Origin of the sequence: Streptomyces sp. NPDC058257 (assembly GCF_042881845.1) — a bacterium.
In the GTDB taxonomy this organism is placed as follows: domain Bacteria; phylum Actinomycetota; class Actinomycetes; order Streptomycetales; family Streptomycetaceae; genus Streptomyces.
Genome location: NZ_JBHVXJ010000010.1, coordinates 295499 through 310130, shown reverse-complemented (window position 1 = coordinate 310130; position 14632 = coordinate 295499). Strand labels below are relative to the sequence as shown.

Below are 14632 nucleotides of genomic sequence, written 5' to 3'. Positions count from 1 at the left end.
GACCCCTGCGCGCACCGCACGGCCGTCCGGGCATGAAATCATGGACAGAGATGGCCAACCGGTGTGCTGCTGCCTCGGGTTGGCGGCAGCCAACGCACAACGGGCCATGGCCTTCAGGGGGAGGAACGATGGCGGACAGCTTCGGACCGATGCGGGATGAGGGTGCCGACGGCGGCACGGGCATCGGCACGGACACGGGCGCACCGCGCAAGGAACCCATCAGGGTCCTTGTGGTGGACGACCACGCGCTCTTCCGCCGTGGCCTGGAGATCGTCCTCGCCGCCGAGGAGGACATCCAGGTCGTCGGGGAGGCGGGCGACGGCGCCGAGGCGGTGGACAAGGCAGCGGATCTGCTGCCGGACATCGTCCTGATGGACGTACGCATGCCCAAGCGCGGCGGGATCGAGGCGTGCACCTCCATCAAGGAGGTCGCACCCAGCGCCAAGATCATCATGCTGACGATCAGCGACGAGGAGGCCGACCTCTACGACGCGATCAAGGCGGGCGCCACGGGCTATCTCCTCAAGGAGATCTCCACGGACGAGGTGGCCACGGCGATTCGCGCGGTGGCCGACGGGCAGTCGCAGATCAGCCCGTCCATGGCGTCGAAACTGCTCACCGAGTTCAAGTCGATGATCCAGCGCACCGACGAGCGCAGACTGGTGCCCGCGCCCCGGCTGACCGACCGCGAGCTGGAAGTCCTGAAGCTGGTGGCCACGGGGATGAACAACCGCGACATCGCGAAGGAACTGTTCATCTCCGAGAACACCGTGAAGAACCACGTGCGCAACATCTTGGAGAAGCTGCAGCTGCACTCCAGGATGGAGGCGGTCGTGTACGCGATGCGGGAGAAGATCCTGGAGATCAGGTGAGGCCCGCGGCTCGGGCTCAGCCCAGGGCGCGGACCAGCTCGGCGGTCAGCTCGGGACGGTTCACGCGCTCCACCCGGACGGAGTCGCAGTTCACCCAGGACGCCGCCTCACGCAGCGCCTGAGCCACCGCGGGCACGGCCTTGGGGCTGTCGAGCGACACCTGTTTGGCGACCAGCGTGCTGCCCTCACGGGCGGGGTCCACGCGACCGACCAGGTGGCCCCCGGCGAGCACCGGCATCGCGAAATAGCCGTGGATCCGCTTCGGCTTGGGGACGTACGCCTCCAGGCGGTGGGTGAAGCCGAAGATCCGCTCCGTGCGGGCCCGCTCCCAGATCAGGGAGTCGAAGGGCGAGAGGAGCGTCGTGCGGTGGCGGCCTCGCGGCGTCGTCTCCAGAGCGGCCGGGTCGGCCCAGGCGGGCTTGTCCCAGCCCTCCACCGTCACCGGGACGAGCCCTGAGTCCGCGACCACCGCGTCGAACTGCTCGCCCTTGAGGCGGTGGTAGTCCGCGATGTCCGCGCGGGTGCCGACACCGAGCGACTGGGCGGCGAGAGCGACCAGGCGGCGCAGGCACTCCGCGTCGTCCAGGTCGTCATGGAGCAGCGTGCCGGGGATCGCGCGCTCCGCGAGGTCGTACACCCGCTTCCAGCTGCGCCGCTCGGTGCAGACCACCTCGCCGTACATCAGCGCGCGCTCGACGGCGACCTTCGCGTCCGACCAGTCCCACCACTCGCCCTTGTTCTTCGCGCCGCCGAGTTCCGTGGCGGTGAGGGGGCCTTCGGCGGTGAGCTGTTTGATGACCGTGTCGTACGCACCGTCGGGCAGGTCGTGGTGCCAGTGCGGGCGGGTGCGGTAGGCGCGGCGGCGGAAGGCGAAGTGCGGCCACTCCTCGATGGGCAGGATGCACGCGGCGTGCGACCAGTACTCGAAGGCGTGCGGCCGGGCGGGGCCCGCGCCCGTCGACGCCCCGTCCCAGTACGCCGCCTCGACCCTGTCGCGGCCCACGGCGCCCAGGCGGGCGTACGGAATGAGCTCGTGGGAGCGGGCCAGGACCGAGATCGTGTCGAGCTGGACCGCGCCGAGATGTCGCAGCACGCCCCGCACACCGGATCTGCGGTCCGGGGCGCCCATGAACCCCTGGGCGCGGAGCGCGATGCGGCGGGCCTCGTCGGCGGACAGGGCGATGGCGGGGCGCGGCAGGCTCGTCATGCCGGAAACCATAGAGGCCGGTACTGACAACGCCCGTGGCCCGCGTGAACGGATCGGTGGCCGGGGCCGTCCTCAGCCCTCAGCCCCGGGCCGGCAGATACGGCTGGACCGGCGACAGGCCCAGGTCGCTCGGCAGCAGGGCGCCCACCCAGCAGTCACGGAGTGTGGACTTGTTCAGGAGAGCGCCGCGCAAGGTGCCCTCGAAGGTGAAGCCCGCCTTCTCCACCACGGCGCGCGATCCCGCGTTGCCGACCTCGGCGCGCCACTCCAGGCGGGTGCAGCCCAGGTCGGTGAAGGCCCACCTGGCCAGGGCGAGGATGATCTCCGTCATATAGCCGCTGCCCCGGTGCTCCTTCGCCGTCCAGAAGCCGATCTCCCAGGCGCCCGAGCGCGGGTGGTGCAGGCTGGCGGCGGCGATCAGGGGGCCGCCGTCCCGGGGGCGTACGGCGAAGGTGTACTCCGTGTCGTAGCGCCAGCCGTCCGGCACCATGCGCGTGATGAAGCCCGCCGCGTCCGCGTGCGCGTAGGGCGAGGGGATCGTGGTCCAGCGCTGGATGTCGGCGTCCTGGCAGGCTATGTACGTCTCGTCCGTGTCGGCGGGCGTAAAGGTGCGCAGGCACAGACGTTCGGTGGTGAGGGTGACGGGCTCCATTCGGCGATTCTGCGGGGGCGAGGGAGCTGAGGCCAGTGCTTTTCGGTGACCTTTCACCCGCATTTCGCCGAGCGCTGATCGTCACAACCCGGCACCTTCCAGGCCCCCCGCCCGTTGACGTATCGGCAGACCTCCCGGCGCGGCCCGCTCCTCGCTTACGATGGCCGTTGCCCTATGAGTAAACCGACCATGCCAGGCCCGACCGGCAAGGAGACCAACCCTCGTGTCCGTCCTCTCGAAGATCATGCGTGCAGGCGAAGGCAAGATCCTGCGCAAGCTGCACCGCATCGCGGACCAGGTCAACTCCATCGAAGAGGACTTTGTCAGCCTCTCCGACGCCGAGCTGCGCGCGCTGACCGAGGAGTACAAGGAGCGTTACGCCGACGGCGAGACCCTTGACGACCTCCTCCCCGAAGCCTTTGCCACGGTGCGCGAGGCCGCCAAGCGCGCCCTCGGCCAGCGGCACTACGACGTCCAGATGATGGGCGGCGCCGCGCTGCACCTCGGCTATGTGGCCGAGATGAAGACCGGTGAGGGCAAGACCCTCGTCGGCACCCTTCCCGCGTACCTCAACGCCCTGTCGGGCAAGGGCGTGCACCTGATCACGGTCAACGACTACCTGGCCGAGCGCGACTCCGAGATGATGGGCCGCGTCCACAAGTTCCTGGGTCTGACCGTCGGCTGCATCATCGCCAACATGACCCCGGCCCAGCGCCGCGAGCAGTACGCCTGCGACATCACGTACGGCACGAACAACGAATTCGGCTTCGACTACCTGCGCGACAACATGGCGTGGTCGAAGGACGAACTGGTGCAGCGCGGCCACAACTTCGCGATCGTCGACGAGGTCGACTCGATCCTGGTGGACGAGGCCCGTACGCCGCTGATCATCTCCGGCCCCGCCGACCAGGCCACCAAGTGGTACGGCGACTTCGCCAAGTTGGTCACCCGCCTCTCCAAGGGCGAGCCCGGCAACACCCTCAAGGGCATCGAGGAGACCGGGGACTACGAGGTCGACGAGAAGAAGCGCACCGTCGCCATCCACGAGCCCGGTGTCTCCAAGGTCGAGGACTGGCTGGGCATCGACAACCTGTACGAGTCGGTGAACACGCCGCTCGTGGGCTACCTGAACAACGCCATCAAGGCGAAGGAACTCTTCAAGAACGACAAGGACTACGTCGTCATCGACGGCGAAGTCATGATCGTCGACGAGCACACCGGCCGTATCCTCGCCGGCCGCCGCTACAACGAGGGCATGCACCAGGCGATCGAGGCGAAGGAAGGGGTGGACATCAAGGACGAGAACCAGACCCTGGCCACCATCACCCTTCAGAACTTCTTCCGCCTCTACAAGCGTCAGGACCACGGGGGCAAGGAAGTCCCCGGCCTCTGCGGCATGACCGGTACGGCCATGACCGAGGCCGCCGAGTTCCACCAGATCTACAAGCTGGGCGTCGTGCCGATCCCGACGAACCGGCCCATGGTCCGCGCCGACCAGTCGGACCTGATCTACCGCACCGAGGTCGCGAAGTTCGCCGCCGTCGTGGACGACATCGCCGAGAAGCACGACCGGGGCCAGCCGATCCTGGTCGGCACGACGTCCGTGGAGAAGTCGGAGTACCTCTCCCAGCAGCTCTCCAAGCGTGGCGTCCAGCACGAAGTGCTCAACGCGAAGCAGCACGACCGTGAGGCGCCGATCATCGCCCAGGCCGGCCGCAAGGGCTCCGTCACCGTCGCCACGAACATGGCCGGACGAGGCACCGACATCAAGCTCGGCGGCAACCCCGACGACCTCGCCGAGGCGGAGCTGCGCCAGCGCGGCCTCGACCCCGTCGAGCACGTCGAGGAGTGGGCCGCCGCGCTGCCCGCCGCCATGGAGAAGGCCGAGCGGGCCGTCAAGTCGGAGTTCGAGGAGGTCGTGGACCTCGGTGGTCTGTACGTCCTTGGCACCGAGCGCCACGAGTCGCGGCGTATCGACAACCAGCTGCGCGGCCGTTCCGGCCGTCAGGGCGACCCCGGCGAGTCCCGTTTCTACCTCTCGCTCGGCGACGACCTGATGCGGCTCTTCAAGGCGCAGATGGTCGAGCGCGTGATGGCCATGGCGAACGTCCCGGACGACGTGCCGATCGAGAACAAGATGGTGACGCGCGCGATCGCGTCCGCCCAGTCGCAGGTCGAGCAGCAGAACTTCGAGACGCGTAAGAACGTCCTGAAGTACGACGAGGTCCTCAACCGCCAGCGCGAGGTCATCTACGGCGAGCGCCGCCGCGTCCTGGAGGGCGAGAACCTCCAGGACCAGGTCACGCACTTCATGGACGACACGATCGACGCGTACATCGCGGCGGAGACCGCCGAGGGCTTCGCCGAGGAGTGGGACGTGGACCGGCTGTGGGGCGCCTTCAAGCAGCTCTACCCGGTGAAGGTCACCATCGACGAGCTGGAGGAGGACGCGGGCGACCGCGCGGGTCTGACCGCCGAGTTCATCTCCGAGGCCATCAAGGACGACATCCACCAGCAGTACGAGACGCGTGAGGAGCAGCTCGGCTCCGAGATCATGCGTGAGCTTGAGCGGCGCGTGGTCCTCTCGGTCCTCGACCGCAAGTGGCGCGAGCACCTCTACGAGATGGACTACCTCCAGGAGGGCATCGGCCTGCGTGCCATGGCGCAGAAGGACCCGCTGGTCGAGTACCAGCGCGAGGGCTTCGACATGTTCAACGCCATGATGGACGGCATCAAGGAAGAGTCCGTCGGCTACCTGTTCAACCTGGAGGTCCAGGTCGAGCAGCAGGTCGAGGAGGTTCCGGTGACGGACGCGGCCGAGACCTCGCTGGACAAGAAGGACGCCGTTCCTGCCGGGAGCGGCCGTCCCGAGATCCGTGCCAAGGGGCTCGACGCTCCGCAGCGGCCCGACCGTCTCCACTTCCAGGCGCCGAACGCCGAGGGCGGGGTCGACGAGGGAGACTTCGAGACCGAGGACGCGGGCGCGCGGTCCGACTCGGAAGGTACGACGCGCGCCGAGCGGCGCAAGGCTCAGAAGGGTGGGCGTCGCCGCAAGAAGTAGTCGCGGAACGCTTTAGCGGGATCGCCGGGGCCGGGCGCCGAGAGGTGCGCTCGGCCCTTCGCGTTGGGTCCTGTGCCGAGTTCTGTGCCGCGTTCTGTGCCGCGTTCTGTGTCGCGTTCCGCGTTGCTACTTCGCCGGGGTGCCGACTTCCACCGCCGTGCAGCGCCACCTCTGGTCCGCTCCCAGGTGCAGGCGGAAGGCCAAGGCCCTGAGGGCGGGGCCCGCACCGATCCTCGCGAAGACCTCGTAGACCCCGGGGCTCGGTTCGTAGTGGCCGATCCGGTGGATCGTGGGGCGCCGGCCGTTCACGTTCAGGGGAGCGAGCTCGGCGAGGCGGGTCACGTCGTCGAAGGCGGTGTGCGCGATGTGGCGGGCCGCCCAGTGGACCGGCTTCTGGCCGCTGAGGACCAGGAGCAGACGCTCGGTGAAGAGCTCCGTGGGGTGTGGTGGGGGCTGGGGCGGGGTCCTGAGGGGGCGAGCCGCTGTACGTGCCGCTGGGGCCGCCGTGGGGCGGCGGGTGTCCGTGCGGCCCGGTGGGCGGGTCGTCATCGGTCGGGTGCGGGGCCTGGTCATTACCTTGGTCATCACCTTGTGCATGCCGTGTCGCCTCCGGTACCGGGGAGTAACTTCCGTCGGGGATCTTGTACGGGGGCGCAGGCGGCGGTCGCAAGGGGATGCCGGTGATGGGGGCGGGGCCGGAGGATTCACTTATCAGGGTGATCGGGGGCGCCCGGTGCCTTGGGGGCGCTGGGGCGTGCCGGGTGAAGGACGGGGGTGTCGGGTGACGCGGGGGATGGGCACGGGGCGCAGCTCGAAGGGGGACTCCCGCGCGTATTCTGGGGACCTGATCCTTGACCTTCCGGCCTACCGGTCTGTCCTTCCGATTCTCTGTCTCCGACTGTGAAAGCGGGCCCGTCATGCGCGTCTACGTTCCCTTGACCCTGAGCCGCCTCGCCGAGGTGTACAAGGCGGGCGAGCTGGGTCCGGGGCCGCTGACCGCCTATGCCGTGACGCCCGCGCTGCGTGAGTGGTACGCCTCGGACGACCTCGAGGAGCTGGAGTACGCCGCCCTCAGCCGGGCGGCGCTCTCTTCGTTGCGGCTGATCGCCGGGGACGCGGGAGCTGCTCGGCGGCGGGTCGTGCTGGCGGCGGATGTGGCGGACGGGGCGGTGGATCCGGGGGATCCGGGAGCGGGGACGGGGACGGGGACAGGGACGGGGGCTCTCGGGCTTGGTGAGGTGCGGGTCGCCGGGGTGTTGGGGTGGAAGAAGGTTGCCGCCGTGCATGTGGACGCGGGGGATGCTGAGGCGGATGTCGCTGCGGCTGTGGGGGCGCTGGGGGCCGCGGATCAGGGGGACGGTGGTGCGGGGGTCCTTGTGGACGGGGTTGAGGATCATGAGCTTCTCTGGTTCGCCACGCAGGAGATTCCCGGGTTGATCGGCTGAACATTCCCTGCGGGGTCCCTGCGGGGCTGGGGCGGTGGGGCGGTGGGGCGGTGGGGCCTGCGTCTGTCTCTGGGCGAACGGGGCTCTCCCACCTACTTGCCCGGTTGCCCCGGGTGCAGCTTTGAACGAACGAGCTCTCCCGCCCACCCGCCCGATTGCCCCGCGTGTACTTCCCGGACAGGCGATCCTGCCCGGTTGCCCCGTGTGTACCTGCGGGCGAACGGGCGGTCCGGCCTGATTGCCCCGTGTGTACCTGTGGATGAACAGGCGATCCGGCCCGATTGCCCCGCGTGCACCTGCGGGCGGACAGGCGATCCCGCCTGATTGCCCCGCGTGTACCTGCGGGCGGTCGGGCGATCCGGCCCGGTTGCCCCGCGTGCACCTGCGGGCGGACAAGCGATCCCGCCCGATCGCCCCGCATGCACCTCCGGGCGAACAAGCCATCCCGCCCGATCGCCCCGCGTTCAACCTGGACGAACAACCCATGAGTGGGCCCGTGTGGGGCGCGGGTACCGTTTCCTCATGGGGAAGCTTCAGCGCGGGGCGCACATCGTGTGGGACTGGAACGGGACGCTGCTGCATGACATTCATGCGGTGATCGAGTCGACGAACGCCTCGTTCGCGGAGATCGGCCTCGATCCGATCACGCTCGAGCGGTACCGGGATCTGTACTGCGTCCCCATCCCCCTCTTCTACGAGCGGCTGATGGGACGCCTTCCCACGGACGCCGAGTGGCAGGTCATGGACGCCGTGTTCCACAAGCACTACTGGGCGCGGGCCGAGGCATGCGGCCTCGCCGACGGTGCGGCCGAGCTGCTCGCGGGGCGCCGGGCAGCCGGGCGTACGCAGTCGTTGCTCTCTCTCGCGCCGCACGAGCATCTGGTGCCGATCGTGCGGCGGCACGGGATCGAGGAGCACTTCGTACGCATCGACGGGCGCATGGACACCTCGCACGCCGGCAAGGCCGAGCGAATGGTGCGCCACCTGGCGGCCCTGGAAGGGGTGGCCGCCGCCGAGCGGATCGTCGTCATCGGTGATGCCGTCGACGACGCCGTGGCGGCGGCGCACGTGGGTGCGCGGGCCGTGCTCTACACCGGGGGATCGCACAGCAGGGCCAGCCTGGAGGCGGTCGGCGTCGAGGTTCCCGTGGTCGACAGTCTCGCCGAGGCCGTGGAGGTGGCCGAGCGGCTGGCCGCCTGAGCCGCGGAGCCCGCGCCGCCCCGCCCACGCCCCACCGCCTAGGTGACGGGCGCCTTCGCCCGCAGCACCGTAAGGAACTCCCTCATCCAGCCCGAGTGATCCGGCCACGCGCGGGCCGAGACCAGCGTGCCGTCGACCACCACCTCCGCGTCCTTGAACGTGGCGCCCGCCGTCTGCATGTCCAGCTCCAGGGCCGGATACGCCGTGACGCTTCGGCCGCTCAGGGCGCCGATCGCCGCCGTGAGGAGCGGGCCGTGGCAGATCTGCGCGATCGGCTTGTCCGAGTCGAAGAAGGACTTGAGGATCTTGCGGAGCTCCGGGTCGTTGCGCAGATACTCCGGGGCCCGGCCGCCCGGGATCACCAGGGCGACGTACTGGCCGGGGTCGACCTCGGAGAAGGCGAGGTCCGCGGGCCACGTGTAGCCCGGCTTCTCCGTGTACGTGTCGAAGCCCGGCTCGAAGTCGTGCACCACGAAGCGCAGCGTCTTTCGGGCGGGGGCGGCGATGTGGACGTCGTACCCCTCCTCGCGCAGCCGCTGGTAGGGGTACATGACCTCCAGCGACTCCGCCGCGTCACCGGTCACTATCAGGATCTTGGCTGCCATCGGTGCTCGCTCCCCAATCGTGGGCGGACCGAGTCCGCCCGTCGCGCGCTGTCCGTCGGGCGCTGTCCGTCCGCTGTCCCGCTGTCCGTCCGTCCCGCTCAACGTGCATCCGTGCGTCCGGTTTGCCAAGAGGGCGGGCGGTTGACGGATGGCGCGATAGTTCCTGTGCAGAGTGTCAAAGTTCCACCCCTTGTTTTGTACACATCCGGCCCATGACGAGCCCGGGGTGGAGGGCGATAGCCTTGACCCGTGATCAGCGCGATATCCCGCGGGGGCGTGTACGCCCCCGCCCTGCGCCCGGGGAACACGGAGGACATCCGTGCCCGGGGCGTCGCTGACGCTTCTTCGTGGTGCGGACAGCCCACTATTCCCAGCCATCGATCAGCGAAACCGCTGAAAATGGCGAATAACCGCCCGCTCATCTCTCACCGCGGCATAACGTCGACTTCGACCGGAGACCCCGCGTCGTGGCGTTACGTCGGATCATTTCCTTCTACGTCACGCAACGGCGCGCGACAGGAGTCAGAGGACAATGCAGAACAAGCTGGACGAAGCCAAAGCCGAGCTGCTCACACGGGCGGCCCGGGTAGCTGAGAACAGCCCGGTCGGTGGCCGCCTACCGAGTGGCGCACCGACCGGGTCGAAGGGCGAAGAGGCCACGACCGACCAGGACATGGCCCTCGCGTTCCTCCAGCGCTACTACCTGCACACGGCCCCGGAGGACCTCGCCGACCGTGACCCGGTCGACGTCTTCGGAGCAGCCTTCTCCCACTACCGGCTTGCCGAGACCCGCCCGCAGGGCACGGCCAACGTCCGCGTGCACACACCGACGGTCGAGGAGAACGGCTGGACGTGCAGCCACACCGTCGTCGAGGTGGTCACCGACGACATGCCCTTCCTCGTCGACTCGGTCACCAATGAGCTCTCCCGGCAGGGGCGCGGCATCCATGTCGTCATCCACCCCCAGGTCGTCGTACGACGGGATCTGACCGGAAAGCTCCTGGAGGTCCTCACGGACCCGGGCACGGAGCGCCCGCACGACGCGGTCACCGAGTCCTGGATCCACGTCGAGACCGACCGCGAGACCGACCGCGCGGACCTGAAGCAGATCAGCGTCGATCTGCTGCGGATCCTCTCCGACGTGCGCGAGACCGTCGAGGACTGGGAGAAGATGCGCGATGCCGCACTGCGCATCGCCGACGAGCTGCCCACCGAGCCGACCGCGAACGACCTGCGCGACCAGGAGGTCGGCGAGGCGCGCGAGCTCCTTCGCTGGCTGGCCGACAACCACTTCACCTTCCTCGGCTTCCGTGAGTACAACCTGACGGACGACGACTCGCTCGCCGCGGTGCCCGGCACCGGCCTCGGCATCCTGCGCGCCGACCCGCAGCACGACGGGGAGGAGGACCATCCGGTCAGCCCCTCCTTCAGCAGGCTGCCCGCGGACGCGCGCGCGAAGGCCCGCGAGCACAGGCTCCTGGTGCTCACGAAGGCCAACAGCCGTGCCACCGTGCACCGGCCCAGCTATCTCGACTACGTCGGCGTGAAGAAGTTCGACGCCGAGGGCAACGTCGTCGGTGAGCGGCGCTTCCTCGGGCTCTTCTCGTCCGCCGCGTACACCGAGTCCGTGCGCCGCGTGCCGGTCATCCGCCGCAAGGTCCAGGAGGTCCTCAAGGGCGCGGGCTTCTCGCCCAACAGCCACGACGGCCGCGACCTGCTCCAGATCCTGGAGACCTACCCGCGCGACGAGCTCTTCCAGACCCCGCCCGACGAGCTGCGTTCCATCGTCACGTCCGTGCTCTACCTCCAGGAGCGCCGTCGGCTGCGGCTCTACCTGCGCAAGGACGAGTACGGCCGTTACTACTCAGCCCTGGTCTATCTGCCGCGTGACCGCTACACCACCGGCGTGCGCCTGCGGATCATCGACATCCTCAAGGAGGAGCTCGGCGGCACCAGCGTCGACTTCACCGCCTGGAACACGGAGTCGATCCTCTCCCGGCTGCACTTCGTGGTCCGGGTCGCGCCGGGCGGCGGGCTCGCGGAGCTCACCGACGCGGACACCGACCGCATCGAGGCCCGGCTCGTCGAGGCCGCCCGCTCCTGGGCCGACGGTTTCGGCGAGGCGCTGACCGCCGAGTGCGGCGAGGAGCGCGCGGCCGAACTGCTCCGCCGCTATTCGAGCGCCTTCCCCGAGGGCTACAAGGCGGACCACACACCGCGGGCCGCCGTCGCCGACCTGGTGCACCTGGAGCAGCTGAAGCAGGGGCGCGAGGACTTCGCGCTCAGCCTGTACGAGCCGGTGGGCGCCGCGCCCGGCGAGCGCCGCTTCAAGATCTACCGCTCGGGCGGCCAGGTCTCGCTCTCCGCGGTCCTGCCGGTGCTCCAGCGCCTGGGTGTCGAGGTCACCGACGAGCGCCCCTACGAGCTGCGCTGCACGGACCGTACGAACGCCTGGATCTACGACTTCGGCCTGCGCCTGCCCAAGTCCCAGAACGGCAACGGCGACTACATCGGCGACGACGGCCGCGAGCGCTTCCAGGAGGCCTTCGCCGCCGCCTGGACGGGCGAGGCCGAGGTCGACGGCTTCAACTCGCTCGTCCTGCGGGCCGGGCTCAACTGGCGGCAGGCGATGGTGCTGCGCGCCTACGCCAAGTACCTGCGCCAGGCGGGCTCCACCTTCAGCCAGGACTACATGGAGGACACCCTCCTCAACAACGTCCACACCACCCGCCTGCTCGTCTCGCTCTTCGAGGCGCGGATGTCCCCGGACCGCCAGCGCGCCGGGACCGAGCTGACCGACGGGCTCCTCGAGGAGGTGGACGGGGCGCTCGACCAGGTCGCGTCGCTGGACGAGGACCGGATCCTGCGGAACTTCCTCACCGTCATCAAGGCGACGCTGCGCACGAACTTCTTCCAGGAGGCGGAGGGCGGCAAGCCGCACAACTACGTCTCCATGAAGTTCGACCCGCAGGCCATCCCGGATCTCCCCGCGCCGCGTCCGGCGTACGAGATCTGGGTGTACTCGCCGCGCGTCGAGGGCGTGCACCTGCGCTTCGGCAAGGTCGCGCGCGGCGGGCTCCGCTGGTCCGACCGGCGTGAGGACTTCCGTACCGAGATCCTCGGCCTGGTCAAGGCGCAGATGGTGAAGAACACCGTCATCGTGCCCGTCGGCGCCAAGGGCGGCTTCGTCGCCAAGCAGCTGCCCGACCCGTCCGTGGACCGCGACGCATGGCTGGCCGAGGGGGTGGCCTGCTACAAGACGTTCATCTCGGCGCTGCTCGACATCACCGACAACCTCGTCGCCGGGGAGGTCGTGCCGCCGGCCGACGTCGTGCGCCACGACGAGGAGGACACGTACCTCGTGGTCGCCGCCGACAAGGGCACCGCGACGTTCTCCGACATCGCGAACGAGGTCGCCCAGTCCTACAACTTCTGGCTCGGCGACGCCTTCGCGTCCGGCGGCTCCGCCGGTTACGACCACAAGGGCATGGGCATCACCGCCCGCGGCGCCTGGGAGTCCGTCAAGCGGCACTTCCGGGAGCTGGGCACCGACACCCAGTCCGAGGACTTCACGGTCGTCGGCGTCGGCGACATGTCCGGTGACGTGTTCGGCAACGGCATGCTGCTCTCCGAGCACATCCGCCTGGTGGCCGCCTTCGACCACCGGCACATCGTCATCGACCCCAGGCCCGACGCCGCGACCTCGTACGCCGAGCGCCGCCGCCTCTTCGAGCTGCCGCGCAGCTCCTGGGCTGACTACAACAAGGAGCTGCTCTCCGCGGGCGGCGGGATCTTCCCGCGCAGCGCCAAGGCGATCCAGCTGAACAACCACATCCGCGAGGCACTGGGCATCGAGCGGGGCATCGCGAAGATGACCCCGGCCGACCTGATGAAGGCCATCCTCCAGGCGCCGGTCGACCTCCTGTGGAACGGCGGCATCGGTACGTACGTGAAGTCGTCGGCCGAGTCGAACACCGATGTCGGCGACAAGGCGAACGACTCGATCCGTGTCGACGGCGCCGACCTGCGCGTCAAGGTCGTCGGCGAGGGCGGCAACCTCGGTCTGACCCAGCTGGGCCGCATCGAGTTCGCTCGGGCCGGCGGGCGCATCAACACCGACGCCATCGACAACAGCGCGGGTGTGGACACCTCCGACCACGAGGTGAACATCAAGATCCTGCTCAACGCGGTCGTCGCCAACGGCGACATGACCGTCAAGCAGCGCAACAAGTTCCTCGCCGCGATGACGGACGAGGTCGGGACCCTGGTCCTGCGCAACAACTACGCGCAGAACACCGCCCTGTCGAACGCGGTCGCCCAGTCCCCCTCTCTCCTCCACGCCCACCAGCGCTTCATGCGCAGGCTCGGCAAGCAGGGTCACCTGAACCGGGAGCTGGAGTTCCTGCCCACCGACCGGCAGGTCCGTGAGCTCCTGAGTTCGGGACGCGGGCTCAGCCAGCCCGAGCTCGCCGTGCTCCTCGCGTATACGAAGATCACGGCGGCCGACGAGCTGATCCAGACGACGCTCCCGGACGACGACTACCTGCGCAGGCTGCTGCACGCGTACTTCCCCCAGGCGCTGCGGGAGAAGTTCCCCGAGCAGGTCGACGGGCACGCGCTGCGCCGCGAGATCATCACCACGGTCCTCGTCAACGACACGGTGAACACGGGTGGTTCGACCTTCCTGCACCGCCTGCGTGAGGAGACCGGGGCCTCGCTCGAGGAGATCGTGCGGGCGCAGCTCGCGGCCCGCGAGATCTTCGGTCTCGGCAAGGTCTGGGACGCGGTCGAGGAGCTCGACAACGTCGTGGCGGCCGATGTCCAGACCCGCGTCAGGCTGCACTCGCGCCGCCTGGTCGAGCGCGGCACGCGCTGGCTGCTCAACAACCGGCCGCAGCCGCTCCAGCTCGCCGAGACCATCGACTTCTTCAAAGAGGGAGTCGCCGAGGTCTGGACCGAGCTGCCGAAGCTGCTCAGCGGCTCCGACCTGGAGTGGTACGAGGGCATCCGCGACGAGCTGACGGGTGAGGGCGTCTCCGACGAACTCGCCCAGCGCGTCGCCGGGTTCTCGTCGGCCTTCCCGTCGCTCGACATCGTGGCGATCGCGGACCGCATGGACAAGCAGCCGATGGCCGTCGCCGAGGTCTACTACGACCTCGCCGACCGGCTGCGGATCACTCAGCTCATGGACCGCATCATCGAGCTGCCGCGGGCCGACCGCTGGCAGTCGATGGCGCGCGCGTCGATCCGCGAGGACCTGTACGCGGCGCACGCAGCCCTGACGGCCGACGTGCTTGCCGCCGGGAACGGCGAGGACACTCCCGAGCAGCGGTTCAAGGCCTGGGAGGAGAAGAACGCGGCGATCCTGAGCCGGTCGCGGTCGACGCTCGACGAGATCCAGAGCTCGGACGCGTTCGACCTGGCGAACCTGTCGGTCGCCATGCGGACGATGAGGACGCTCCTTCGTACGCACTCGTAATCCGTCGTACGCCGATGGGGGCGCCCCGGGCCTGATGGCCCGGGGTGCCCCCTTTCGCGTATCCGGACTAGGCCGAACACACCCCCCTGAAGAGCGCTAATCGGGTAATAG

At 69.2% G+C, this 14632-nt stretch carries 9 protein-coding genes; 5 read left to right on the top strand and 4 right to left on the bottom strand.

Annotated features, from left to right (window positions below):
- Positions 1-128 precede the first annotated feature (128 nt).
- Positions 129-872: a response regulator gene (locus ACFVXC_RS24760; protein WP_383278615.1), complete on the top strand. Its 744-nt coding sequence runs from the start codon at positions 129-131 to the stop codon at positions 870-872.
- Positions 873-888: 16 nt separating this feature from the next.
- On the opposite strand, the gene ACFVXC_RS24755 is transcribed toward ACFVXC_RS24760, so the two are convergent.
- Positions 889-2079 (bottom strand): winged helix-turn-helix domain-containing protein, encoded by a 1191-nt coding sequence (locus tag ACFVXC_RS24755; protein ID WP_389908639.1) that lies wholly within the window; start codon positions 2077-2079, stop codon positions 889-891.
- Between the two features lie 79 nt (positions 2080-2158).
- On the bottom strand, positions 2159-2731 hold the full coding sequence (locus tag ACFVXC_RS24750; protein ID WP_389908636.1) for a GNAT family N-acetyltransferase: 573 nt from the start codon (positions 2729-2731) through the stop codon (positions 2159-2161).
- A 223-nt stretch (positions 2732-2954) separates the two neighbouring features.
- Between ACFVXC_RS24750 and secA the strand changes: the two genes are divergently transcribed.
- Positions 2955-5792 carry a preprotein translocase subunit SecA gene (secA, locus tag ACFVXC_RS24745; protein ID WP_389908633.1) on the top strand — a complete coding sequence of 946 codons (2838 nt, stop codon included), beginning with the start codon at positions 2955-2957 and terminating at the stop codon, positions 5790-5792.
- A gap of 126 nt (positions 5793-5918) precedes the next feature.
- Here the strand turns inward: secA and ACFVXC_RS24740 are convergent, their stop codons facing one another.
- Positions 5919-6365 (bottom strand): Rv3235 family protein, encoded by a 447-nt coding sequence (locus ACFVXC_RS24740; protein WP_389908630.1) that lies wholly within the window; start codon positions 6363-6365, stop codon positions 5919-5921.
- A 344-nt stretch (positions 6366-6709) separates the two neighbouring features.
- Between ACFVXC_RS24740 and ACFVXC_RS24735 the strand changes: the two genes are divergently transcribed.
- Together ACFVXC_RS24735 and ACFVXC_RS24730 are read left to right on the top strand one after the other, a co-directional pair.
- On the top strand, positions 6710-7237 hold the full coding sequence (locus ACFVXC_RS24735) for a DUF6912 family protein (protein WP_389908628.1): 528 nt from the start codon (positions 6710-6712) through the stop codon (positions 7235-7237).
- 522 nt (positions 7238-7759) lie between these two features.
- Positions 7760-8437, top strand: coding sequence for an HAD family hydrolase (locus ACFVXC_RS24730; protein WP_389908625.1), 678 nt, complete (start codon positions 7760-7762; stop codon positions 8435-8437).
- A gap of 38 nt (positions 8438-8475) precedes the next feature.
- On the opposite strand, the gene ACFVXC_RS24725 is transcribed toward ACFVXC_RS24730, so the two are convergent.
- Complete coding sequence (locus ACFVXC_RS24725) at positions 8476-9042, bottom strand: DJ-1/PfpI family protein (RefSeq protein ID WP_389908622.1); 567 nt, start codon at positions 9040-9042, stop codon at positions 8476-8478.
- Positions 9043-9574: 532 nt separating this feature from the next.
- Between ACFVXC_RS24725 and ACFVXC_RS24720 the strand changes: the two genes are divergently transcribed.
- Positions 9575-14521: an NAD-glutamate dehydrogenase gene (locus ACFVXC_RS24720; protein ID WP_389908619.1), complete on the top strand. Its 4947-nt coding sequence runs from the start codon at positions 9575-9577 to the stop codon at positions 14519-14521.
- The last annotated feature ends 111 nt before the right edge of the window (positions 14522-14632 follow it).

Excerpts from the sequence above, each read along its gene's own strand:
- ACFVXC_RS24760 (WP_383278615.1), top strand. The coding sequence starts at position 129 with ATGGCGGACAGCTTCGGACCGATGCGGGATGAGGGTGCCGACGGCGGC.
- ACFVXC_RS24755 (WP_389908639.1), bottom strand. The coding sequence starts at position 2,079 with ATGACGAGCCTGCCGCGCCCCGCCATCGCCCTGTCCGCCGACGAGGCC.
- ACFVXC_RS24750 (WP_389908636.1), bottom strand. The coding sequence starts at position 2,731 with ATGGAGCCCGTCACCCTCACCACCGAACGTCTGTGCCTGCGCACCTTT.
- ACFVXC_RS24740 (WP_389908630.1), bottom strand. The coding sequence starts at position 6,365 with ATGACCAGGCCCCGCACCCGACCGATGACGACCCGCCCACCGGGCCGC.
- ACFVXC_RS24735 (WP_389908628.1), top strand. The coding sequence starts at position 6,710 with ATGCGCGTCTACGTTCCCTTGACCCTGAGCCGCCTCGCCGAGGTGTAC.
- ACFVXC_RS24730 (WP_389908625.1), top strand. The coding sequence starts at position 7,760 with ATGGGGAAGCTTCAGCGCGGGGCGCACATCGTGTGGGACTGGAACGGG.
- ACFVXC_RS24725 (WP_389908622.1), bottom strand. The coding sequence starts at position 9,042 with ATGGCAGCCAAGATCCTGATAGTGACCGGTGACGCGGCGGAGTCGCTG.
- ACFVXC_RS24720 (WP_389908619.1), top strand. The coding sequence starts at position 9,575 with ATGCAGAACAAGCTGGACGAAGCCAAAGCCGAGCTGCTCACACGGGCG.